This window comes from Micromonospora sp. CNZ296 (assembly GCF_007827635.1).
Window position 1 is genome coordinate 174,807 of the sequence record NZ_VISW01000007.1, and the last position, 22,165, is coordinate 196,971.

The 22,165-nt window shown below is 72.5% G+C and carries 21 protein-coding genes and 1 tRNA gene; 14 read left to right on the forward strand and 8 right to left on the reverse strand.

Going from position 1 to position 22,165, the window contains the following annotated elements:
- Positions 1–43 precede the first annotated feature (43 nt).
- Both FB455_RS14240 and FB455_RS14245 read left to right on the forward strand, forming a co-directional pair.
- Positions 44–1,444 carry a class II fumarate hydratase gene (locus tag FB455_RS14240; protein WP_145753656.1) on the forward strand — a complete coding sequence of 467 codons (1,401 nt, stop codon included), beginning with the start codon at positions 44–46 and terminating at the stop codon, positions 1,442–1,444.
- Positions 1,445–1,498: 54 nt separating this feature from the next.
- Complete coding sequence (locus FB455_RS14245) at positions 1,499–2,098, forward strand: GNAT family N-acetyltransferase (RefSeq protein ID WP_013288915.1); 600 nt, start codon at positions 1,499–1,501, stop codon at positions 2,096–2,098.
- On the opposite strand, the gene FB455_RS14250 is transcribed toward FB455_RS14245, so the two are convergent.
- Entirely contained in the window at positions 2,062–2,610 is a 549-nt protein-coding gene (locus FB455_RS14250) for a CGNR zinc finger domain-containing protein (RefSeq protein ID WP_013288914.1), read from the reverse strand. The two genes, FB455_RS14245 and FB455_RS14250, sit on opposite strands and share 37 nt — an antisense overlap.
- A gap of 72 nt (positions 2,611–2,682) precedes the next feature.
- Between FB455_RS14250 and FB455_RS14255 the strand changes: the two genes are divergently transcribed.
- From FB455_RS14255 to FB455_RS14265, 3 genes are all read left to right on the forward strand, one after another.
- The gene (locus FB455_RS14255; RefSeq protein ID WP_091332117.1) at positions 2,683–3,645 is read left to right on the forward strand and encodes an EamA family transporter; all 963 of its coding nucleotides are present in this window, start codon (positions 2,683–2,685) and stop codon (positions 3,643–3,645) included.
- Positions 3,642–4,340: an HAD family hydrolase gene (locus FB455_RS14260; RefSeq protein WP_030272053.1), complete on the forward strand. Its 699-nt coding sequence runs from the start codon at positions 3,642–3,644 to the stop codon at positions 4,338–4,340. Before FB455_RS14255 ends, FB455_RS14260 begins: the two co-directional genes overlap by 4 nt.
- An 88-nt stretch (positions 4,341–4,428) precedes the next feature.
- Positions 4,429–6,117, forward strand: a complete 1,689-nt coding sequence (locus FB455_RS14265) for a S8 family serine peptidase (RefSeq protein ID WP_030272055.1) — start codon at positions 4,429–4,431, stop codon at positions 6,115–6,117.
- Positions 6,118–6,185: 68 nt separating this feature from the next.
- Here FB455_RS14265 and FB455_RS34765 read toward each other — a convergent pair whose 3' ends face one another.
- Positions 6,186–6,764 carry an endonuclease domain-containing protein gene (locus FB455_RS34765; RefSeq protein WP_232236697.1) on the reverse strand — a complete coding sequence of 193 codons (579 nt, stop codon included), beginning with the start codon at positions 6,762–6,764 and terminating at the stop codon, positions 6,186–6,188.
- Between the two features lie 1,158 nt (positions 6,765–7,922).
- Positions 7,923–8,570, reverse strand: coding sequence for an IclR family transcriptional regulator (locus FB455_RS14275; protein WP_030272059.1), 648 nt, complete (start codon positions 8,568–8,570; stop codon positions 7,923–7,925).
- A 63-nt stretch (positions 8,571–8,633) separates the two neighbouring features.
- Between FB455_RS14275 and cysS the strand changes: the two genes are divergently transcribed.
- Both cysS and rlmB read left to right on the forward strand, forming a co-directional pair.
- Positions 8,634–10,049: a cysteine--tRNA ligase gene (gene cysS / locus FB455_RS14280; RefSeq protein WP_013288907.1), complete on the forward strand. Its 1,416-nt coding sequence runs from the start codon at positions 8,634–8,636 to the stop codon at positions 10,047–10,049.
- Complete coding sequence (gene rlmB, locus FB455_RS14285) at positions 10,049–11,164, forward strand: 23S rRNA (guanosine(2251)-2'-O)-methyltransferase RlmB (RefSeq protein ID WP_013288906.1); 1,116 nt, start codon at positions 10,049–10,051, stop codon at positions 11,162–11,164. The genes cysS and rlmB overlap by 1 nt, the downstream gene beginning before the upstream one ends.
- Positions 11,165–11,221: 57 nt before the next feature.
- On the opposite strand, the gene FB455_RS14290 is transcribed toward rlmB, so the two are convergent.
- Complete coding sequence (locus tag FB455_RS14290; RefSeq protein ID WP_013288905.1) at positions 11,222–12,313, reverse strand: ABC transporter ATP-binding protein; 1,092 nt, start codon at positions 12,311–12,313, stop codon at positions 11,222–11,224.
- Positions 12,314–12,678: 365 nt separating this feature from the next.
- Between FB455_RS14290 and FB455_RS14295 the strand changes: the two genes are divergently transcribed.
- A tRNA-Thr gene (locus FB455_RS14295) sits at positions 12,679–12,755 on the forward strand.
- An 83-nt stretch (positions 12,756–12,838) separates the two neighbouring features.
- Here FB455_RS14295 and FB455_RS14300 read toward each other — a convergent pair.
- On the reverse strand, positions 12,839–13,225 hold the full coding sequence (locus FB455_RS14300) for a VOC family protein (protein WP_013288904.1): 387 nt from the start codon (positions 13,223–13,225) through the stop codon (positions 12,839–12,841).
- A 160-nt stretch (positions 13,226–13,385) separates the two neighbouring features.
- Between FB455_RS14300 and FB455_RS14305 the strand changes: the two genes are divergently transcribed.
- Both FB455_RS14305 and FB455_RS14310 read left to right on the forward strand, forming a co-directional pair.
- Positions 13,386–13,886 carry a GNAT family N-acetyltransferase gene (locus FB455_RS14305; protein WP_013288903.1) on the forward strand — a complete coding sequence of 167 codons (501 nt, stop codon included), beginning with the start codon at positions 13,386–13,388 and terminating at the stop codon, positions 13,884–13,886.
- Between the two features lie 39 nt (positions 13,887–13,925).
- On the forward strand, positions 13,926–14,426 hold the full coding sequence (locus FB455_RS14310; protein WP_013288902.1) for a helix-turn-helix domain-containing protein: 501 nt from the start codon (positions 13,926–13,928) through the stop codon (positions 14,424–14,426).
- Here the strand turns inward: FB455_RS14310 and FB455_RS14315 are convergent.
- Complete coding sequence (locus FB455_RS14315) at positions 14,395–16,275, reverse strand: hypothetical protein (protein WP_030272063.1); 1,881 nt, start codon at positions 16,273–16,275, stop codon at positions 14,395–14,397. The genes FB455_RS14310 and FB455_RS14315 overlap by 32 nt on opposite strands.
- 160 nt (positions 16,276–16,435) lie before the next feature.
- On the opposite strand from FB455_RS14315, the gene FB455_RS14320 reads away from it, so the two are divergent.
- Both FB455_RS14320 and FB455_RS14325 read left to right on the forward strand, forming a co-directional pair.
- Positions 16,436–16,855 (forward strand): VOC family protein, encoded by a 420-nt coding sequence (locus FB455_RS14320; protein WP_013288900.1) that lies wholly within the window; start codon positions 16,436–16,438, stop codon positions 16,853–16,855.
- A 64-nt stretch (positions 16,856–16,919) separates the two neighbouring features.
- Positions 16,920–17,531 (forward strand): histidine phosphatase family protein, encoded by a 612-nt coding sequence (locus FB455_RS14325; RefSeq protein ID WP_030272065.1) that lies wholly within the window; start codon positions 16,920–16,922, stop codon positions 17,529–17,531.
- A gap of 1 nt (position 17,532) precedes the next feature.
- On the opposite strand, the gene FB455_RS14330 is transcribed toward FB455_RS14325, so the two are convergent.
- Positions 17,533–18,189, reverse strand: a complete 657-nt coding sequence (locus tag FB455_RS14330; protein WP_232236698.1) for a type 1 glutamine amidotransferase domain-containing protein — start codon at positions 18,187–18,189, stop codon at positions 17,533–17,535.
- A 75-nt stretch (positions 18,190–18,264) separates the two neighbouring features.
- Positions 18,265–18,714, reverse strand: coding sequence for a hypothetical protein (locus FB455_RS14335; protein WP_030272068.1), 450 nt, complete (start codon positions 18,712–18,714; stop codon positions 18,265–18,267).
- A gap of 170 nt (positions 18,715–18,884) precedes the next feature.
- Here FB455_RS14335 and FB455_RS14340 point away from each other — a divergent pair, with 170 nt between their 5' ends.
- Together FB455_RS14340 and FB455_RS14345 are read left to right on the forward strand one after the other, a co-directional pair.
- Complete coding sequence (locus FB455_RS14340) at positions 18,885–21,284, forward strand: M4 family metallopeptidase (protein ID WP_013475056.1); 2,400 nt, start codon at positions 18,885–18,887, stop codon at positions 21,282–21,284.
- Positions 21,285–21,360: 76 nt separating this feature from the next.
- Positions 21,361–22,125, forward strand: a complete 765-nt coding sequence (locus FB455_RS14345; protein ID WP_030272070.1) for an enoyl-CoA hydratase/isomerase family protein — start codon at positions 21,361–21,363, stop codon at positions 22,123–22,125.
- Positions 22,126–22,165 lie beyond the last annotated feature (40 nt).

Here is a 22,165-nt window from a genome sequence, read left to right on the forward strand (position 1 = left end):
ACTTTCCCTGCACACCGACCGGTGGCGCGGCAGGATGGAACGCGTGACGACTCCAGAGGCGACCGGCTACCGGATCGAACGCGACTCGATGGGCGAGGTGGAGGTGCCCGCCGAGGCGCTGTGGCGGGCGCAGACCCAGCGCGCGGTGCAGAACTTCCCGATCTCGGGGCGCGGGCTGGAACCGGCCCAGATCAAGGCCCTGGCGCAGATCAAGGGGGCGGCGGCCCTGGTGAACGGTGAGCTGGGGGTGATCGAGGCGGACGTGGCGCAGGCGATCGCCACCGCCGCCGCGCACGTGGCCGAGGGCGGCTACGACGACCAGTTCCCGGTGGACGTGTTCCAGACCGGTTCCGGCACGTCGTCCAACATGAACACCAACGAGGTGATCGCCACCCTGGCGAGCCGCGAGCTGGGCCGTGACGTGCATCCGAACGACCACGTCAACGCGTCGCAGTCCAGCAACGACGTCTTCCCCACCTCGATCCACCTGGCCGCCACCCAGTTCGTGGTGGAGGATCTGATCCCGTCGCTGAAGCAGCTCGCGGGCGCGCTGGAGGAGAAGGCGGCCGAGTTCGATACGGTGGTCAAGGCCGGGCGTACCCACCTCATGGACGCCACGCCGGTCACGCTCGGGCAGGAGTTCGGCGGGTATGCCGCGCAGGTGCGCTACGGCGTCGAGCGGCTGGAGTCGGCGCTGCCCCGGCTGGCCGAGCTGCCGCTGGGCGGCACCGCTGTGGGCACCGGCATCAACACGCCGCTGGGCTTCGCCGACCGGGTGATCGGCAAGCTGCGGGAGTCGACCGGGCTGCCGCTGACCGAGGCGCGCAACCACTTCGAGGCGCAGGGCGCCCGGGACGCGCTGGTGGAGACGTCCGGCCAGCTCCGTACCATCGCGGTCGGCCTCTACAAGATCGCCAACGACGTGCGCTGGATGGGCTCCGGCCCTCGCGCCGGGCTGCGTGAGCTGCGCATCCCCGACCTCCAGCCGGGGTCGTCGATCATGCCGGGCAAGGTGAACCCGGTGGTGGCCGAGGCGATGCGGCAGGTCTGCGCCCAGGTGATCGGCAACGACGCCGCGGTGGCCTTCGCCGGGTCGCAGGGCGACTTCGAGCTGAACGTGATGCTCCCGGTGATGGGCCGCAACCTGCTGGAGTCGATCAAGCTGATCGCCGCGTCCAGCCGCCTGTTCGCCGAGCGGCTGGTGGCCGGCCTGGTCGCTGACGCCGAGGTCTGCCTGGCGTACGCGGAGGGCTCACCGTCGATCGTCACCCCGCTCAACCGCCACCTCGGGTACGACGAGGCCGCCTCGATCGCCAAGGAGGCGCTGGCCAAGCAGGTGTCCATCCGCGAGGTGGTGATCGCCCGGGGGCACGTCGACTCGGGCACGCTCACCGAGACCCAGCTGGACGAGGCCCTGGACCTGCTCCGGATGACCCACCCCTGAGTCGGCGCCGGTAATTGCCTCGACCCGTCACAGTGGGCGCGGCATGATCCGACCGTGCGTGACGACGGCGGCGTGTTGCTGGAGACCGCGCGGCTGACGCTGCGCCGGTTCACGATGGACGACGTGGATCGGCTGGTGGCGCTGGACGCCGATCCGGAGGTCATGCGCTTCCTGACGGGTGGCGCGCCGACCCAGGCCGGGACGTACCGGGACGAGGTGCTGCCCCGGGTGCTCGCGCAGTACGCCCGGCATCCCGGGCTCGGCCGCTGGGCGACGCTCGACCGGTTCACCGGAGAGTTCCTCGGCTGGCACTCGCTCGACCCGTCCGACGACGGCGGCGAGGCGGAGCTGGGCTACCGGCTGCGCCGCGCGACGTGGGGACACGGGCTGGCCACCGAGGGCGCGCGGGCGCTGGTGCGGCACGCGTTCGACACGGTCGGCGTCCGCCGGGTGTGGGCCCAGACGATGGCCGTCAACGACCGCTCCCGCGCGGTCATGGCCCGCGCCGGGTTGCGCTACGTCCGCACCTTCCACCTGGCCTTCGACGACCCGATCCCGGGTACGGAGCACGGCGAGGTGGAGTACGAGCTGCGCCGCGACGCCTGGCCCGCGACGCGTCAGGAGTGGGACGCGGCGGCCCTGCGGGCCCGGTAGGCGCTCACCGCGGCCCGGTTGCCGCACCCGGCGTCGCAGAACCGGCGGGACCGGTTCCGGGACAGGTCGACGAGCACGTTGTCGCAGTCGGGGTGGTCGCAGTGCCGCAGCCGGCTCAGCTCGCCCATCCGGACCAGGTCGGCCATCGCCATCGCGGCCTCGACCGCCATCCGGGTCGCCAGCGGCGCGTCCCGCGGCACGGCGTGCAGGTGGTACGGCTCGTCGTCGTGCCGGACGAGCTGCGGCAGCGCGTGCGACTCGCGCAGCAGCGTGTTGACGATCGTCACCACCTCGTCGGTGTCGGCGTACCAGATGCGGCGCAGCCGGGGCCGCAGCGCGCGGACCTGGCGCAGTTCGGCGTCGGTGTGCTCGTGCCGGCCGCTCCACCCGTGGGCGGTGAAGAAGGCGTCCAGGGCGGCCACGTCGGGCAGCCCTTCCCGGTCGTCGCCGGCGGTGTTCACCAGTGCGGCGACGCTGACCAGCGCGCATTCGGTGTCATGGGCGAAAAGCAACTTGACTCCTGTCGGAGGCTACGCCTAGCGTCATCAGCATAACCTCCCTTGACTCATGACCAGGAGATGCCGATGCGTGAACGGTCAAGCGTCGGGCTCGGCCTGGCACTGCTCTCCGCGATCACGTTCGCCACCTCGGGCACCTTCGCCCGCCCGCTGATCACCGGCGAGTGGTCGGCGGTCGCCGTGGTGATCGCCCGGGTCGGCATCGCCGCGCTGGTGCTCGCCGTCCCCGCCGTGCTGGCGCTGCGCGGCAGGTGGACAGTGCTGCGCCGTAACGCGGGAAGCGTGGTGCTGTTCGGGCTGCTCGGCGTGGCCACGGCGCAGGCCTGCTTCTTCAACGCGGTCCGCTACCTCCCGGTCGGCGTGGCGCTCCTGCTGGAATACCTCGGCATCGTGCTCGTGGTCGGATGGATGTGGCTGGTCCACGGTCAGCGCCCCCGGCTGCTCACGGTGGCCGGTTCGGTCACCGCCCTGTGCGGGCTGGGGCTCGTCCTCGACCTCACCGGCGCCGGACGACTCGACCCGGTGGGCGTGCTCTGGGGCCTCGGCGCGGGCGTCGGGCTGGCCGGATACTTCGTCATCGCCGGGCGGATCGACGCGGGCCTGCCCTCGGTGGTGATGGCCAGCGGTGGCATGGCCGTCGGCGCGGTGGCGCTGCTGCTGCTCGGCGGCATCGGAGCGCTGCCGCTCGCGGCCGGCACCGCCGACGTCACCTTCGGCGGGCACCGGGTGAGCTGGCTGGTGCCGATCGCCGGGCTGTCGCTGATCGCCGCCGTGGTCGCGTACCTCGCCGGTGTCGCCGGCACCCGGCTGCTCGGGGCACGGCTGTCCTCCTTCGTGGGGCTGACCGAGGTGATGTTCGCGGTGCTGATCGCCTGGCTGGTGCTCGACGAACTGCCCAGCCTGATCCAGTTGGCCGGCGGGGCGCTCATCCTGGGCGGCGTCGCCCTGGTCCGGGCGGACGAACTGCGGGGCACACCGTCCACCTCGGCGACTGCGCCGGCCGAGCCGGTGCTGACCGGCGAGCGATGAGCGGGCCGCGCGGCGCCGTCGTCTTCGACGCCGACGAGACACTCGTCGACCTGCGCCCGGCGGTCACCGGCGCGCTCGTCGCCGTACTCGACGAGATGCGGCGGCGGACCCCGGCGGCGGCCGCCGTGGCGCTCGCGGACCTGGAGGGGGACTGGGGTGCGGTCTTCGGCGCGCTCAGCGCCTCCCCGGTGCAGGAGATCCGGCGGGCCGCCCTGGCCCGTTCGCTGGCCCGGGCCGGGCTGGAGGCGGACCTGGACGAGTTCGCGGCGTTGTTCTTCGCCCGCCGGTACGCGCTGAGCCGCCCCTTCCCGGACGTGCTGCCCGCGCTGGCGGCGCTGCGCCCGCACCACGTGCTGGGCTTCGCCACGAACGGCAACAGCCGCGCCGAACGCTGCGGCCTCGCCGGGCAGTTCGCCTTCGAGGTGTACGCGCACGAGGGCGGCGTGCCCAAGAAACCGGCGCCGGAGTTCTTCACGGCGGTGGTGGCGGCGTCCGGGCTGCCCGCCGCGCGCATCGTCCACGTGGGCGACTCGCCGGAGCACGACGTGGCCGCCGCCCAGCGGGCCGGACTGCGTGCCGTCTGGCTCAACCGGGCCGGACTGCCCCGCCCGCGGGGCCTCGAACCGGACGCCGAAGTGTCCACGCTCGCCGGACTGTCCACGGTGCTCACCACCGTGGCGAACGCGAATGCCTAGTTGCCGCCGATAACGGACGTCGATCTGGCGGAACCCGCTCCCGTGATGTGGGATGACACCACGTCCCTCAACGAGAGGATCTGATGTGGTGAGCAAGCGCTTCACCGTCGGCGCGGTCGCGGCTGCGGCCTCGCTGGCACTCACGGTGACCGGTCTGAGCATCCCGGCGAACGCCGCGCCGTCGGACACCCGGACCTTCACCGTGCTGGCCGAGAGCGGCGTCTCCACCGACGCCGCGATCGCCGCGATCGCCGCCGCCGGTGGCAAGGTCGTCGCCCGCACCGACGACGTCGGCCTGTTCCAGGTCACCAGCGACCGGGCGGACTTCGCCAGCCGGGCCACCGCGGCCGGCGCGCTGGTCGGCGCCGCCGAGGAGAAGGCGATCGGCCGCAAGCCGAAGCTGGACCGGGTCGAGCAGGAGCACCTGCTGGCCGCCGCGGCGACCAAGGGCAAGGCCGCCAGGAACAACGGCAAGAAGATGGACCCGCTCGACGACAAGCTCTGGGGCCTGGACATGATCCGGGCCGACAAGGCCCGCAAGATCGAGCCGGGCGACCGCCGGGTCACCGTCGGCATCCTGGACACCGGCGTCGACGCCAGCCAGCCCGACCTCGCGCCCAACTTCAACTGGGCGCTGTCGCGCAACTTCGCCCCGGACATCCCCGAGGTCGACGGCCCGTGCGAGGTGGCGAGCTGCCTCGACCCGGTCGGCACCGACGACGGCGGGCACGGCACGCACGTGGCCGGCACCATCGGCGCCGCCGCGAACGGCTTCGGCCTCTCCGGCGTGGCCCCGAACGTCTCCCTGGTCGAGCTGAAGGGTGGCCAGGACAGCGGCTACTTCTTCCTCAACCCGGTGGTGAACTCCCTGGTGCACGCGGGCCGCTCCGGGCTGGACGTGGTGAACATGTCCTTCTACGTCGACCCGTGGCTCTACAACTGCACCGCCAACCCGGCCGACTCGCCGGAGGCGCAGGCCGAGCAGCGGACCGTCATCGAGGCGATGAAGCGGGCGCTGAACTTCGCCCACCACAAGGGCGTCACGCTCGTCGGCTCGCTCGGCAACAACCACGAGGACCTGGGCGCGCCGCGCACCGACGTGAGCAGCCCGGACTACGGCGCCGACCCGTACCCGCGCCCGATCGACAACGCGACCTGCTGGGACCTGCCGGTCGAGGGCCCGCACGTGATCGGCGTGTCGGCGGTCGGCCCGTCCGGCAAGAAGTCGGACTACTCGAACTACGGCACCGAGCAGATCTCGGTGGCGGCGCCGGGTGGCTGGTTCCGGGACGGCTTCGGCACCGACACGTACCGCACCGACGCCAACATGATCCTCTCCACGTACCCGAAGAAGGTGCTCCAGGAGGAGGGGTCGGTCGACGAGAACGGCGACATCGTCGCCGGCTTCGAGAACTCGGTGTTCAAGCAGTGCACCGCCAAGGGTGAGTGTGGCTACTACACCTACCTCCAGGGCACCTCGATGGCGTCCCCGCACGTCTCGGGCGTGGCGGCGCTGATCGTGAGCAAGCACGGCAAGAAGCAGGGCCGCAACGGCTACGGCATGGCGCCGAACCTGGTCGAGCAGCACCTCTACCGGACGGCGGCCGAGCACGCCTGCCCGGAGCCGCGGCTGCAGAGCTACACCAACGAGGGCCGGGACGCCGAGTTCGACGCGTACTGCGCGGGCTCGCTGAACTTCAACGGCTTCTACGGCTACGGCATCGTCGACGCCTACGCCGCGGTGAAGACCCCGGTCAAGCCCAACGTTCGACCGTAACGACAGTTTCCCCGAGGTGGCGGTGTCCGGAGTTCCCGGACGCCGCCACCTCGGCGTTCCGGCCGGTGTCACGGCCGCCACCCCCGGGCCACCAGTGCCGCCCGGATCTCCCGCACCAGGGCGGGGAACTCCTTACGCAGCCGGCGGCCGGTCACGTGCAATACGAGCCAGCCGGCCGAGACGAGCTGGTTGAGCCGCCGCCGGTCGAGGTGCATCCGGTCCGCGTCGGAGTGCCACTGACCGTCGTACTCGACGGCGACCCGGAACTCCGGCCAGGCCAGGTCGGGGTGCAGGATCAGGCCGGTCGGCACACGCACCGGATACTGGGCCACCGGGCGGGGCAGGCCGGCGAGGACGAGGCGGACCCGCAGATGGGACTCGGGCGGGGACTGAGCCAGCCCGTCGGTCAGGCCGAACACCCACGCGGCTCGCCGCCCACCGGGGCGGCACGCGTTCCGGGCCGCCTCGCTCGCCAGCGCCGACCGGTTCACCGAACCGGTACGCAGCAGCCCGTCGATGATGCCGACCGCCTTGACGGGATCGGCCCAGACCGCTGTCTCCCAGGCACAGGCGGCCGGCTCGGTGCGGGGCGGCGGCCCGGCCAGGATCATTTCCGCGCCGGGGTACGACCCCGCGAACGGGTTCAATGCGGCGGTTGAAGCCGGCGGGGTGGCCGGGCCGTGCGGTCCGGGCGCCCTGCGGGAGTCGGCCGGATTCGGCGATCTGGTCCGGCCCGGTGTGCCCGGTGGGCGGTCCGCCGCGGACGACGCCGCGACGGGCGGCCTCGTGCCGGCGCGCGACTTCGTGCCGGCGGGCGACCTTGTGCTTGCGGGTGGGCTCGTGCTTGCGGGCGACCTCGTGCTTGCGGGTGGCTTCGTGTCGGTGGGCGACCTCGTGCCTGCGTATGGGTTCGTGCCTGCGTGTGGGTTCGTGCTGGCGCGTGGGTTCGTGCCGGCGGGTGGGCTCGTTCGCGCGGCTGCGGCGGCGGGGACCAGGAGTCCGCTGCGGGTGCTCGACATCGGGGCGTGGTGCACCCGGACACCCGGCTGGGAGTCGGCCCGGACCGTGGCCGGCAGCAGGACGTGCACGTCGTCGGTGAAGTCGGCGGCGTGCTCGACCCCGTGCAGGTAGGCCGCCGAAGGGCCGGCGATCGCCGCACCGGGTGGCATGCGTAGCAGCGCCGCGCGGCAGGCCAGCGCGTGGTCGCGGTCGAGCCGCGCGTCGGCGTAGACGTCCTGCCGGAGCCGGATCCAGGACGCGCCCCGCAGATGGTGCCGGGACAGCAGCCCGCGCCGGATCGCTTCCGAGCCCCGGAAGACCTGCCAGGCCAACTCCGATGGTCGATGAGGATGAGGTGGCATGTGACGAGCGTGGCGGCGCACGGGTCGAGATCGGTACCCCTGTGGACAGCCGCGGCCGTGCCGCCCGCCGCGCCCTGTGGACAACCCCCGACCGCCCCTGTCCGTGTGCTATGGCCCTCGATCAGCGCATGATCCACTCCACTTCGGGGAGGTGGCGGCATCCGGGCCGCGTTGATGCAGCCACGTCGCCGAGCTGGCGTGAGGGTGTGTGGAGAAGGGCGGGTTCCAGCCACTTCGGCCTGGTGGTGTGAGGGTTCCGGGGTGGGCTGGGCCGTGTGGCCGCCGGTGCCTTGAGCTGGCTTGATCGACTCCACTTCGGGGAGGTGGCGGCATCCGGGCCGCGTTGATGCAGCCACGTCGCCGAGCTGGCGTGAGGGTGTGTGGAGGAAGGCGGGTTCCCAGCCACTTCGCCGAGCTGGCGTGACGGCGTGGGGGCATGCGGGGTCAGGAGAGCGCGGCGGCGACCGCCTCGGCGGCGGCGGTGACCTGGGCGCCGACGTCCGCCACGTCGAGCGGGGTCAGCGACACCACCCCGACGCTCCCCTCCAGCCCGGGCACACCGAGCACCGGCGCCGCCACCCCGTATGCGCCTGACTGAAGCTCGCCGCTGGTACTCACCGGCCCCGGATCGCCGGCCCGCCCGGCCAGTACCGCCCGGCCGGCGGCGCCCCGTTCCAGCGGGTGCCGGGTGCCGGTCCGGTACGCCACGTGGAACGACGTCCAGCTCGGCTCGACCACCGCGAGCGCCACCCCCTCGCCGCCCTCGACCACCGTGAGGTGGGCGGTCGCCCCGGTGCCCTCGGCGAGCCGGCGCAGCGCGGGCAGCGCGCCCTCGGCCAGCAGCGGCTGGGCGCGGCGGGCCAGGTGCAGCACGCCCACGCCGATGCGCAGGCGGCCCTTGCCGTCACGCCGGAGCATCCCGTGGCCGGTCAGCGCGCCGACCAGCCGGTAGACGGCCGCCCGGCCGATGCCCAGCCGGTGCGCCGCCTCGGTGACTGTGAGCCCGCCCGGCGCGTCCGCGACCAGGTGCAGCAGCCGCAGGCCCCGGTCCAGGGTCTGTGCCGTCTCTCCCGTGCGCGCCGCCGTGTCCACAGCACGCAGCGTACGACCCGGCTCCGGCCAACCCGGAAATGTGCGGACGGCTACCCTTGTGAGGTGACGCTACGCCTGTATGACACCGCCACCCGATCGGTGCGGGACTTCGTCCCGCGGGAAGCCGGCAAGGTGGGGGTCTACCTGTGTGGTCTCACGCTCCAGGCCCCGCCGCACATCGGTCACCTTCGCTCCGGCGTCAACTACGACGTGCTGCGCCGATGGCTGCTCAGCAAGGGCTTCGAGGTCACGTTCATCCGCAACCTGACCGACATCGACGACAAGGTCCTGGCCAAGGCGATGGAGCAGGACCGGCCGTTCTGGTCGATCGCGTACGCGAACGAGCAGATCCTCACCACCTCCTACCGGGCGCTGAACGTGCTCCCGCCGACGTACGAGCCGCGGGCGACCGGGCACGTCCCGGAGATGCACGAGCTGATCGCCCGGCTGATCGAGACCGGTCACGCCTACCCGGCCACCGACGGCTCCGGCGACGTCTACTTCGACGTGGCCTCCTGGCCCGCGTACGGCTCGCTGTCCGGCCAGTCCCCGGCGGACATGCAGCCCGCCGGCGACGCCCCCGACCGGGGCAAGCGCGACCCGCGTGACTTCGCGCTCTGGAAGGGCGCCAAGCCGGGCGAACCGGCCGACGCCTACTGGCCGTCGCCGTGGGGCCGCGGCCGGCCGGGCTGGCACATCGAGTGCTCGGCCATGTGCTGGCGCTACCTCGGTCCCGAGTTCGACATCCACGGCGGCGGGCTCGACCTGACGTTCCCGCACCACGAGAACGAGATCGCCCAGTCGCAGGCCGCGGACCTGCCGTTCGCCCGCTACTGGGTGCACCACGGCCTGCTCGGCATCGGCGGCACCAAGATGGGCAAGTCGCTCGGCAACACGCTCGACCTCGACTACGTGGCCGCGCTCGGCGTCCGCCCGGTGGAGTTGCGCTACTACTACGTCGCCGCGCACTACCGGTCCCGCATCGACTACTCCGAGGACGCGCTGCGCGAGGCCGCCGTCGCGTACCGGCGGATCGAGGGCTTCGTGCAGCGGGCGGCCGAGCGGGTCGGCCCGGGCCGGCCCGGCGACCTGCCGGCCGGGTTCGTGGCCGCGATGGACGACGACCTCAACACGTCGGCGGCGCTGGCGGCGCTGCACGAGGTGGTCCGCGACGGCAACACCGCGCTCACCGCCGGGGACGATGTGACCGTCCGCACGACGCTGGCCGCCACCCGGGCGATGCTGGATATCCTCGGCGTCGACCCCCTGGACCCGGCCTGGACCGGCGGCGGCCGCACGGACGACCTGCGCGGCGTGGTGGACTCCCTGATCGCGCTGGCCCTGGAGCAGCGCGCGCAGGCCCGCAGCCGCAAGGACTGGGCTGCCGCCGACGCCGTACGCGACCAGCTCAAGCAGGCCGGCGTGGTCGTCGAGGACACCCCCCAGGGCCCGCGTTGGACTATTGGAGAGCAGGACTGATGGCCGGCAACTCGCAGCGCCGTGGCCGGCGACTGACGCCGAAGGCGGGCGCCCCCAAGGGCACCGGTGGCAAGAACAAGGACTCGCTCGCCGGGCGGGGTCGCACGCTGCCCGCCGACGAGCGGCCCTGGCACAAGGCGTACTCGGGCACCGAGAAGCTGCCCCAGCGCACCGCCTGGAAGCAGGACAAGGAGCGCCGTGCCGCCGCCGAGGAGGGCCGCGCGCCCAAGATCGGCCAGCCCGGCACCAAGGACACCACCTGGGGCAAGGGCAGCCGGGCCGGTGTGCCGCTCAAGGGCGGCAAGGGCAAGCCCGGCGGCCGGGGCGGTCCCCGGGTCGCGCCGGGCCGCAAGGCCAACCCGGCGAAGGACAGCCCCGAACTGCTGGTCGGGCGCAACCCGGTGCTGGAGTCGCTGCGCACCCAGGTGCCCGCGACAGCGCTCTACACCGCGCAGGGCATCGACGTCGACGACCGGGTCAAGGAGATCGTCCGGACCGCCGCCGACCGGGGCATCGCGATCCTCGAGGTCAGCCGCGCCGAGCTGGACCGGATGACCGGCGGGGTGCTGCACCAGGGCGTCGGCCTCCAGGTGCCGCCGTTCGCCTACGAGCCGTTCGACGACCTGGTAGCCGCCGCGCTGGAGCAGGCCGCACCGCTGCTGGTCGCGCTGGACGGCGTCACCGACCCGCGAAACCTCGGGGCGGTCATCCGGTCGGCCGCCGCGTTCGGCGCGCAGGGTGTCTTCGTACCCGAACGGCGTGCCGCCGGGATCACCGCGACCGCCTGGCGGACCAGCGCCGGCGCAGCCGCGCGTGTGCCCGTCGCCCAGGTCACCAACCTGACCCGGTCGCTCAAGGCGTGCAAGGAAGCCGGCTTCGTCGTGGTCGGCCTCGACGCCGACGGACAGACCGACCTGTACGACCTGGAGGCCGCCGTCGGTCCGCTCGTCGTGGTGGTCGGCTCGGAGGGGCGCGGGCTGTCCCGCCTGGTCGGCGAGACCTGCGACCTGACCGTCAGCATCCCGATGGTCTCCGACGTGGAGTCGCTCAACGCCAGCGTCGCCGCCGCGGTCACGCTCGCCGAGGTCGCCCGCCGCCGGTCCGTCGAGGCCTGATCGAGAGCAACGAAAAGGGGCGGTCCGCCGTGGCGGGCCGCCCCTTTCTCGCGTACGTCAGATCCGCTGGCCGGTGGCGGCGTGGAAGACGTGGCTGCGGCCGGTACGCGGCTTGACGAACACGGTGTCGCCCATGTTCGGCATGCTGCGGCGGTCGGTACGGACCACGAACCGCTCGTTGTGGCCCTCCAGCGCGGCGTGGCCGTAGACGTTGGCGTCCGAGCCGAGGTCCTCGACCAGCTCGACCACGACCGGCATGCCGCCCTCGGACGGGCTGACCAGGTCGCAGTCCTCCGGCCGGAAGCCGACGGTGACCTTGCCGTCGCCGCCCTCGGAGCCGGCCGCCTGGACCTGCTCGCGGGTCAGCGGCACGATCATCTCGGCGAACGCGCCGCCCTGCTCGGTCAGCTTCACCGTCTTGATGTTCATGGCCGGGGAGCCCATGAAGCCGGCGACGAAGACGTTGGAAGGGGTGTCGTAGAGCGCCCGCGGGGTGTCCACCTGCTGGAGCACGCCGTCGAGCATGACCGCCACCCGGTGACCCATGGTCATGGCCTCGACCTGGTCGTGGGTGACGTAGACGGTGGTGACGCCCAGCTTCGCCTGCAGCGAGGCGATCTGGGTACGGGTCTGCACGCGCAGCTTGGCGTCGAGGTTCGACAGCGGCTCGTCCATGAGGAAGACCTGCGGCTCGCGGACGATCGCGCGACCCATGGCGACACGCTGGCGCTGACCGCCGGAGAGCGCCTTCGGCTTGCGGCTGAGGAACTCCTCCAGCTGGAGCAGCCCGGCCGCCTCCTTGACCCGCCGGTCGATCTCCGACTTCGAGGTCTTGCGCAGCTTGAGCGCGAACGCCATGTTCTCGTACACCGTCATGTGCGGGTACAGGGCGTAGTTCTGGAAGACCATCGCGATGTCGCGGGCCTTCGGCGGGAGGTGGGTGACGTCCCGGTCGTCGATGTAGATCGCGCCGTCGTCGACGTCCTCCAGGCCGGCGAGCATCCGGAGGCTGGTGGACTTGCCGCAGCCGGACGGGCCGACCAGGACGAGGAACTCCCCGTCGCCGATCTGGAGGTCGAGCTGGTTGACGGCGGGGCGCTCGGTGCCCGGATAGATCCGGGACGCCTTCGCGTAGGTGACCGTAGCCATGATGGAGCGCTTCCTTTCACCGGCAGGAACGTGCCGGACGATCCGAGTGAAGGAGCGACCGGCGCCCAAGGCACCGGCCAACGGGGTCGTCGCTCAGGCAGCCGAGGCCGACCGGAGTGTCGTCCGTGTCACTGCACGGTAAACGGCTTTCGCGATCGTGCCAAGACGTGGCACGTCGGGTGGGACGGATGGCATACGCATAACGGTCAGGAAGGCACTGTGAGGCATCAATCTCCCCACCTGTGAGCGCGGCCGAGCGATGATCCATCGGTCGTACCGGTCGGGATGCCGACGTTTTCCGTGCTCGGGAGCCCTGCGAGGCGGGAATTCCGGGGCTCAGTCGCTATGCTGAGCCCGACGCACGCGCCCCTGTAGCTCAGCTGGCCAGAGCACTCGCCTTGTAAGCGAGATGTCGCCGGTTCGATCCCGGCCGGGGGCTCCAGTTCCACAAGGCGTTCCGGGGCCGATGTCGCCGCGGGACGCCCGGCTCCGTCAGCAGCGACCTGACGGTACACCCGCGAGGGGTCAGGCGGGCCCACGGGCGTCGGCCCCCGCGGGCTCCCAGAGCTGGATCATGTTGCCCTCTGGGTCTCTGAGGCTCGCGAACCTGCCGTTCGGGTACTCCTCGGGGTCCACCTCGACGTCGATATCCGCATCGCGCAGTTGGTCGACCATCGCGTCCAGGTCGACGACCCGGAAGTTGAGCGACCAGGAGTGCTCGGGGCCGCCGAAGTGCTCGGAGTCCGCCGACATGGCCGCCAGGACGGTAGGACCGGGCTTCTGCCACCAGGAGGACACGTCGTAGGACTCCGGTGCCAGCTCGACCCCGAGATGGGTGGCGTACCAGCGGTTGATCCGGTCCGGGTCGTGGGCGCGGAAGAAGACGCCGCCGATGCCCGTCACACGTTCCACGATGTCTTCTCCCCGCTGGGCACTGTCCGTGCCCTCTTCGACCTGGCTGAGCCTGCCGACTTCAGGCTAGACCCGACTCGGGCGGGATTCGACAACACCCGATCGTCACGGTTGCCGGATACCGGTTGCCTGCTCGGCAGGCCTGCGCCACCCTCTCCGCATGCTCGAAACGCGCGTCCTCGGCGAGGACGACTGGAAGGTGTGGCGGGAACTGCGGCTCGCCGCGCTCGCCGAGGCCGGGTACGCCTTCGGCGCCCGACTGGCTGATTGGCAGGGCGACGGCGACCGCGAGGAACGCTGGCGCGGGCGGCTGGCCGTCCCCGGCTCGTACAACGTCGTGGTGATGCTCGACGGGCAACCGGTCGGGATGGCCAGCGGGATGCCGACCGAGCAGGACGGGGTGGTCGAGCTGATCTCGATGTACGTGGCACCCGTCGGACGCGGCCGGGGCGTGGGCGACCACCTCGTCCAGGAGGTCGAGCAGTGGGCCCGGCAGGCAGGCGCGCGGACGCTGCGGCTCGCCGTGGCGGAGGGCAACCCCACCGCGTGGGCCCTGTATCTGCGCAACGGCTTCCGGGACACGGGCGAAGTCGGCGGCCTGATGCCCGACGGCGTGCGCCGCGAGCACATCATGGCCAAGAGCCTCCTGGACCAGCCGTAGACGGTGCGGGGCGCGGCACGCGCAGTAGGCTGACCAGCGATGAGTCGCGCGGTCGAGGAGTCCAACCGGGCGATGCTGCGCGCCCGCGACGCGATGGACCGGGCGTACGCGCAGCCGCTCGACATCCCCGCCCTGGCCCGGATCGCGCACGTCTCGGAGGCGCACTTCATCCGCACCTTCCGGGCCACCTTCGGCGAGACGCCGCACCGCTACCTGCAACGCCGACGGGTGGAACGCGCCATGTACCTGCTGGCGTGCACCGGCGAACCGGTCACCGAGATCTGCCACCTGGTCGGCTTCGGCAGCCTGGGCACGTTCAGCCGGACGTTCCACGGCATCGTCGGTGAGTCGCCGTCGGCCTACCGGCGCCGCAAGGCCGCGCCGGCCGACGTCCCGAGCTGCTTCACCAAGGCCTGGATGCGCCCGAGCGCCACCGCCGGCCAGCCGGCCACCGCCAGCCAGCCGGTCGCCACCCGCAAGCCGGCCGCCGCCGGGGAAGCCGCAGCGGTCAGCGGCCCCGCACCCTCCGCCGCACCATGACCCAGAGCCGGTCACCGAGCCGGGTCCGCCGTAGCCAGCGCAGTCCGGCCAGCCGGCTCTCCGGTGGCGTACGCGGGCGCGGCGGCGCGGTGACCCGCTCGTAGGTGGCGCCGGTCGACGGCCCGGTGAAGTCGGGTTCCAGCCGTTCGGAGGCGACCGCCAGCGCGGTGAACTGGGCCAGCACCCGCGGATCGGGCCGGCCGCCCCGGGCGGCGGTACGCAGCTCCCGCTCCACGGCCGGACGCCGGATCAGCTCGGTGAGCGGCCCGTGGACGGTGTCCAGCAGGTCGGCCACGGCGGCGACGCCGTCGCCCTCCCAGATCCGGGTGGCGCGGGACGGTCCGGTGGCGGAGCTGACGAACGGCACGTCCGCCCACTCCGGTACGAGCCGGGCGATCAGCGCGGTGTGCGGAAGTCGCGCCCGCTTCTCGGCCGCGGTGAACGCGAAGCTGGCCGCGACGAAGCCGGGCGCCAGGAACGGGGTGACCATGCCCGTGGTGTACGCGGCTGTGCACCAGCGGCGCATCCGCTCGACCAGGTAGACGTAGTCGATCAGGTGCTCGTCGCGTAGGCCCAGCTCTCGGGCGTGGGCCGTCAGCGCGGTGACGCGGTCCCGTTCGGCGGCCAGCGCCTCGGGCGTCGTGGTCCCGCGCGGCACGGCCGCCAGCAGCTTGCTCATGGCCGCCTGCTCGGGCGTGGGCGCCGGGTCGGCGTCGGGGCGGGGATACCAGAAGCCGACCACCAGTTCGCCTGCCGCTCCGGTGAGGCTCGGCGGGCGTACCTCGTCAGGCAGCCGGGTCCGCGCCGCCGGGCGCGTCAGGTAGGTCGAGGGGAACTGGTGGTCGTGCAGCGCGGCGAGCCGTCGCGCCCGGTCCCGGAGGCCGGTGCCGAGGACGGTTTCCGGCGGCGCTGCGGGTGTGAGGCGGTGCGGCAGCTCCAGGCCGCGCCGGTCCCGCAGGAGCCGAACCAGTTCGCGGGCCACGTCGCCCTCGGCGGGGGTGTCGTCGTTGGTGACCAGGTCCGGCGTACGGCCGGCGGCGACGAGCGTCGCGGCGATGAGCCGGGAGTCCTTGCCGCCGGAGAGACCGAGCGTGACCTCGCCGTCGTGCAGCCGGTGCAGGCCGGCGACGGATCGGGTCAACGCGTCAGCGGCCAGGTCCAGCCGCTCGTCGGTCGGCCGGTCCCGGTCGGCGAGGCCGCTGCGGACCACGTCGTCGGCGGCGTACCGGATCTCGGTGGTGAGCTGCCAGCCGCCGTCGGCGCGGCGGCGGCCGGTGACCCGCTCGCCCGGCTGGAGCAGCCGGATGCCGGCGAGCGGCGAGAGGTCGCCGCCGAAGTGGCCGGTGAGCAGGTACGACGTCCAGCCGGCCGGGTCGGGGCGGGCCTCGCCGTGCAGGAAGTCGGCGAGCAGACCGGGCCGGGTGCACCAGGCGGTGATCCCGTCGGCCGCGCCGGTGAACACCCGGGCCATGCCCAGCCAGTCCTGTTGCAGGGCGAGACGGTCGCGGTCGAGTGCGAGCAGCGCGAACGGCGGTACGACGTCCCGGTGCACGTCCTCGCCGGTGAGCAGGCGGTTGGCGAGCGTCACCGGGTCGTCGCCGTCGGCCCCTACCGGGATGCCCACGGAGACGGCGGTGACGGGGCCGTCGGTGGCGACGGGCGGCCACCGGTATCCGCCCGGATCGGCCGGGTGCAGCACCAGCACGCCCCAGTCGGTGCCGCCGAAGCGCCGGCGGTGCCAGCTTTCGGGTACGAGGTCGGCCACGGCCTTGTCGAACCGGGCCACGGCGGCATCGAGGCGCGGTTGTGGCAACGCCCCGGTCGCGGCCCAGGCCACCATCAGCTGCATCGAGTAACCCCCCGGCTTATGTCACGGGGACGTTAACAGCGGATGTCCGGGCGGTGTCCCCGCGCGGACAAACGACGCAACTCGGGCGAGGTGGCTCGACGGCGGGACTGCGCAGTTTCGGATAAGCAGCAGGTCGGGGCGCTGCTCTAGCGTCGTCGGCATGACGATGACTTCGACTTCCCGCTCCCAGATCTACGTGCTCGACCAGGACGAGGCGCTCGACTTCTACGTCGGCAAGCTCGGCCTGGAGGTCAGCACCGACCAGGACCTCGGTTTCATGCGCTGGCTCACCGTGAACGTGCCGGGTGACCCGGGCCGGGAGATCCTGCTGGAGAAGCCGGGTCCGCCGGCTCTGGACCCGAAGACGGCCGAGCAGGTCCGGGAACTGCTCACCAAGGGCGCCGCCGGCGGTTTCCTGTTCTTCACCACCGACGACGCGCACAAGACGTACGCGGACCTGGTCGCGAAGGGCGTGGAGGTGACCGACGAGCCGACCGACCGGCCGTACGGCATCGACTTCGGCATCCGTGACCCGTTCGGCAACCGCATCCGGATCGGGCAGATGCACCAGCACCCGTGACCGGCGGGCCACCCGGGCGGCGCTCAGCGGGCTAGTCTCGCGGTCCCCGACCGTGGAGGTGCCGATGCCCACCCGCCTGCTCTACCTGGTCCGTCACGGCGAGCAGGACCGGCCGGAGGAGGAGGCGGACACCGGACTGTCCGAGCGCGGCCGCCGACAGGCGACGCTGCTGGGCGAGCGGCTGCGCGGCACGCGCTTCGCCGCCGTACACCATGGGCCGGCCCGGCGGGCCGCGGAGACCGCCGCGCTGGTCGCGGCGTCGCTGCCGGGTGTTCCGGTACGCGAGGACGACCGCGCCGGCGACCACATGCCGCACGACACCGACCCGGCCGGCCTGCCGGAGTCGTACGCGGCCTTCCTGGCCGGTTTCTCCGAGCGGGAGCGGCGAGACGGACCGCGCGTGACCGCGGAGTCGGTGGCGCGGTTCGCCGCCGCTCCCGCGGAGGGTGACGTGCGCGAGCTGGTCGTCACCCACAACTTCCTGGTCGCGTGGCTGGTACTGCACGCGGTAGACGCGCCGGCGCGCCGGTGGATCGGGCTGAACCAGCAGAACTGCGGGTTGACCGTGATCCGCTACAGCTCGGGCGGCCCGCCGGCGCTCGTCGCGTTCAACGACGTCGCCCACCTGCCGCCCGAGCTGCGTGCCACCGGCCTGCCCGACGACTACCGGATCTGACTCAGGCGATCAGCTTCACCACGGCGTCGGCCACGGCGCGGGCGGACTGCGGGTTCTGGCCGGTCACCAGCCGCCCGTCGACCACCACGTGCTCGGTGAAATCAGGTGCCGGCACGTGCTGCGCGCCCGCTTCGCCGAGCTTGTCGGCGAGCAGGAACGGCACCTCGTCGGTGAGGCCGACGGCCGCCTCCTCGCTGTTGGTGAACCCGGCCACCCGCTTGCCGGCGACGAGCCGGGAGCCGTCGGTGAGGGTGAGGTTCACCAGCGCCGACGGGCCGTGGCAGACGGCGGCCACCACGCCGCCGCGCTCGTAGACCGAGCGGGCGATCCGGGCCAGGTCGGGGTCGTCGGGGAAGTCCCACATGGTGCCGTGACCACCGGCGAAGAGGATCACGTCGTACCCGTCCGGGTCGACGTCGGCGGCCTTCGGGGTGTCGGTGACGCCGGCGGTGGCGAGGAAGTCATTCTGGGTGCTGTCGTTCTCGTCCCGCCCGTCGACGGGCGGCTCCCCGCCGGCCACGGAGACCAGGTCGACGTCGTACCCGGCGGCCCGGAACACCTCCCACGGCTCGGCGGCCTCGCCGACGTAGTAGCCGGTCGAGCGGCCGGTGCGGCCCAGCTCGGAGTGACTGGTCAGGGCGATGAGTGCGCGAGTCATGGCTTCCATGCTGGCGCGGCCGGCCCGCCCCGGCCATAGGCCGATGTCACAGCCGGAACGGGTTTGACGGGCCGGTCAGCCGGTGGCGCCGTTGAGCAGGTCCACCACCTGCGCGGTGACGGCCGGTGGCGTGGTCTCCGGCGGGCAGTCCACGTAGCCGACCTGGTTCGGCCCGATGGTGAGCCGGTAGGTGAACGCGTCGGCGCACATCGTCGGCAGCACGGTGACGGCGGCCTCGGCGGCGAGCCGGGGGTCGGCCGCGAGCTGCCGCAGCCGGGTGAGCTTCTCCGCGGCGAGCTGTCCCTCGCGGGAGGCGCCGCCGCGGTCGGTCCTCGTCCAGTGGCCGTCCGGCTCGACCCGGACGGTGTCGGACAGCCCGGCGATGCCGCCCGACTTCACGAGTACGACCTCGGTGGCCAGCGGCGAGGGTCCGTCCGTGAGGACGGGTGGGGCGTCGGTGCGGGCGCAGCCGGCGAGCGGGAGGAGAAGGGCGGCGACGGCCGCCGCGGCGGAGGCAGCTCTCATACCCGATCGGACGCGCGACGGGACCACCCGGTTCCGGCCCACCGGTCCTCCTCATCCGTTCGGTCAATGTCTCAGGCGGGATCTCGCCAGCCTCTTTCACGTTCTTCGATGTATCGCTATATCTACATCAGTGACTACCCCCGTCACAACTTCGCCTTCCAGGAGGGCCCGTGAAAAGATCCGTCGCCGCCGTCAGCGCAGCGCTGCTCACCAGCAGCGTGCTGGCCTGCGTCACCACCTCGGCGCAAGCGGCAGCGCCAACCGCCCCCAGCCCCGAGACCTCTGCCGCAGCCAAGGCCGCGAGCCTACTGCGCGCCAACCCCGGCGTCGTCCAGGGCGCCGGCGGTGAGGCCTACCAGGCCGTCCGCACCAAGGTCGACCCCTCCGGGGCGGCGCACACCCGGTACAGCCGGACCTACCAGGGTCTCCGGGTGTACGGCGGTGACTTCGTCATCCACACCGCCCCGAACGGCACCCTGACCAGCGCGTCGGTCAGCCTGTCCGCCCCGCTGACCCTGAGCACCACCGCGAAGGTCGGCGCGGACGCGGCCAAGGCCAGCGCCCGCAAGACGTTCTCCGGGTCGCTCACCTCGGTCGGCGCGCCGGAACTGTTCGTCGACGCCAGCAGCGGCAAGGGCCGCCTCGCCTGGGAGACCGTCGCGACCGGCTGGAAGGCGGACAAGCAGACGCCGTCGAAGCTGCACGTCATCACCGACGCCACCACCGGCAAGGTGATCGGCTCGTACGACGAGATCGAGACGGTGGCCGGCACCGGCCAGGGCGTCTACAGCGGCTCGGTCACCATCGACACGACGCTCTCCGGCAGCACGTACCAGATGATCGACCCGGTGCGCGGCAACGGCCGCACCTGCGACATGAACAACGGGACCTCCACCTGCACCACGTTCACCGACGCGGACAACGCGTGGGGCAACGGCGCCACCTCGAACCGGCAGTCGGCCGCCGTGGACGCGCACTTCGGCGCCGCCAAGACGTTCGACTACTTCAAGAACGTGCACGGCCGTAACGGCATCTTCGGCAACGGCCAGGGCGTGCCGAGCCGGGTGCACTACGGCAACAACTACGTCAACGCGTTCTGGGACGGCTCCCAGATGACCTACGGCGACGGCTCGGGCAACTCCCGCCCGCTGGTCTCGCTGGACGTGGCCGGTCACGAGATGAGCCACGGCGTCACCGAGGCGCTGGCCGGGCTGGTCTACTCCGGTGAGTCCGGTGGCCTCAACGAGTCCACCAGCGACATCTTCGGCAACATGGTGGAGTTCTACGCCGCCGCGCCGAGCGACCCGGGCGACTACCAGGTCGGTGAGAAGATCAACATCAACGGCAACGGTACGCCGCTGCGCTACATGTACAACCCGTCGCTGGACGGCTCGTCCGACTCCTGCTGGTCCACCAGCACGAAGAACAAGGACGTGCACTACTCCTCCGGCGTCGGCAACCACTTCTTCTTCAACCTCGCCGAGGGCACCGGCGCCACCGCGTACGGCACCTCGCCGGTCTGCGGCTCGGCCCCGGCGGTGACCGGCATCGGCCGCGCCAAGGCGGAGAAGATCTGGTACCGGGCGCTCGACGTGTACTTCACCTCGAACACCTCGTACGTCAACACCAGCAACCCGGCCAACACCGCCCGCGCGTACACCCTGCGGGCCGCGACCGACCTGTACGGCAACTGCTCCACCGAGTACAAGACCGTCCAGGCGGCGTGGACCGCGGTGAACGTGGCCGGCAACGACGCTCCGTGCAGCTCGACCGGTAACGACTTCTCCGTCTCGCTCTCGCCGACCTCCGGGTCGGTGACCGCGGGTGGATCGGCCTCCGCCACCGTCGGCACGTCCACCACCAGCGGCACCGCGCAGACCGTGACGTTCTCCGCGTCCGGCCTGCCGACCGGCGCCACCGCGTCGTTCAGCCCCGCCTCGGTGACCTCGGGCGGCTCGTCCACGCTCACCATCGCCACCAGCTCCGGCACCCCGACCGGCACCTACTCGGTGACCGTCACCGGCAGCGCGGCGTCGGGCACCAAGACCGCCACGTACTCGCTGACGGTGACCGGCACGGGCGGCGGCTGCACCGGCGCCGGCCAGAAGCTCGGCAACCCCGGCTTCGAGTCCGGCAACACGGTCTGGGCCACCACCTCCGGCGTGATCGGCCAGTACGGCTCGCAGGGCCAGCCGACCCGCACCGGTACGTGGAACGCGTGGCTGAACGGCTACGGCAGCACCCGCACCGACACGCTGTCGCAGTCGGTGAGCCTGCCGAGCGGCTGCTCCGCGTACAACCTCTCGTTCTGGCTGCACATCGACTCGGCCGAGAGCACCACCAGCGTCCAGTACGACAAGCTGAACGTGCAGGTGCTCAACTCGTCCGGCTCGGTGCTGGCCACGCTGGCGACCTACTCGAACCTGAACAAGGCCAGCGGCTACAGCCAGAAGTCGTTCTCCCTGGCGGCGTACGCCGGGCAGACCGTCACGCTGAAGTTCACCGGCACCGAGGACGTCTCGCTGCAGACCTCGTTCGTGATCGACGACACCGCGATCAACGTCTCCTGACCTGACCGCCGATCCCGGGGCCCGGCGGCCACCCCACGCGGGTGGTCGGCGGGCCCCGGCCGTTACGGTCGGACCCATGTCCGACGCGGAACTGACAGTCACCCTGGACGGCCCGGTGGCCACTGTCGTCATCCACAACCCGGCCCGGCGCAACGCCATGACCCCGGCCATGTGGCGGCAGCTCCCGGTGTTGCTAGACGGCCTGGAGGCGGACCCGGCCGTACGGGTGCTGGTCCTCACCGGCGCGGGCGGCACGTTCTGCGCCGGCGCCGATCTGGGCGACCTGGACGAGCTGCTGGCCGCCGGTGACGGCAGCATCGCGGTGGCCGCCGAGGAACGGCTCGCCGCGTTCGGCCGCCCCACAGTCGCCGCGATCGAGGGCGCCTGCGTGGGTGGCGGGTGCCAGCTTGCCGTCGCCTGCGACCTGCGCCTGGCCGCGGCGGACGCGCGGTTCGGCGTACCCCCGGCCCGGCTCGGCCTGGTCTACCCGGCACCGACCACGCGGCGGCTGGCCGCGCTGGTCGGCCCGTCGGCGGCCAAGCACCTGCTGTTCACCAGCGAGCTGGTCGACGCCCAGCGGGCGCTGCGGATCGGCCTGGTGGACGAGGTGCTGCCGGCCGGTGAGCTGGCCGGGCGGGTGGCGGCGCTGACCGCCACGGTCGCCGAGCGGTCCCGGCTCACAGTGACCGCCGCGAAGGAGATCGTCGATGGGCGCGCCGACGCCGACCGGCTCGCCTGGTGGCACGCCCAGGTGCGGGACAGCGGCGAGGCACGCGAGGGCGTGGCCGCGATCAACGAGCGCCGCCCGCCGCGCTTCGGCTGGACGCCGCCCGCCGTCTGACCGGCCGGCAGGCGTCAGCCGCGAACGGCCGGCCGGCACG

Excerpts from the sequence above, each read along its gene's own strand:
- FB455_RS14330 (WP_232236698.1), bottom strand. The coding sequence starts at position 18,189 with ATGACTCGCGCACTCATCGCCCTGACCAGTCACTCCGAGCTGGGCCGC.
- FB455_RS14320 (WP_013288900.1), top strand. The coding sequence starts at position 16,436 with ATGACGATGACTTCGACTTCCCGCTCCCAGATCTACGTGCTCGACCAG.
- FB455_RS14290 (WP_013288905.1), bottom strand. The coding sequence starts at position 12,313 with ATGGCTACGGTCACCTACGCGAAGGCGTCCCGGATCTATCCGGGCACC.
- FB455_RS14310 (WP_013288902.1), top strand. The coding sequence starts at position 13,926 with ATGAGTCGCGCGGTCGAGGAGTCCAACCGGGCGATGCTGCGCGCCCGC.
- FB455_RS14315 (WP_030272063.1), bottom strand. The coding sequence starts at position 16,275 with ATGCAGCTGATGGTGGCCTGGGCCGCGACCGGGGCGTTGCCACAACCG.
- FB455_RS14335 (WP_030272068.1), bottom strand. The coding sequence starts at position 18,714 with ATGAGAGCTGCCTCCGCCGCGGCGGCCGTCGCCGCCCTTCTCCTCCCG.
- FB455_RS14305 (WP_013288903.1), top strand. The coding sequence starts at position 13,386 with ATGCTCGAAACGCGCGTCCTCGGCGAGGACGACTGGAAGGTGTGGCGG.
- FB455_RS14255 (WP_091332117.1), top strand. The coding sequence starts at position 2,683 with ATGCGTGAACGGTCAAGCGTCGGGCTCGGCCTGGCACTGCTCTCCGCG.
- FB455_RS14260 (WP_030272053.1), top strand. The coding sequence starts at position 3,642 with ATGAGCGGGCCGCGCGGCGCCGTCGTCTTCGACGCCGACGAGACACTC.
- FB455_RS14345 (WP_030272070.1), top strand. The coding sequence starts at position 21,361 with ATGTCCGACGCGGAACTGACAGTCACCCTGGACGGCCCGGTGGCCACT.
- rlmB (WP_013288906.1), top strand. The coding sequence starts at position 10,049 with ATGGCCGGCAACTCGCAGCGCCGTGGCCGGCGACTGACGCCGAAGGCG.
- FB455_RS14325 (WP_030272065.1), top strand. The coding sequence starts at position 16,920 with ATGCCCACCCGCCTGCTCTACCTGGTCCGTCACGGCGAGCAGGACCGG.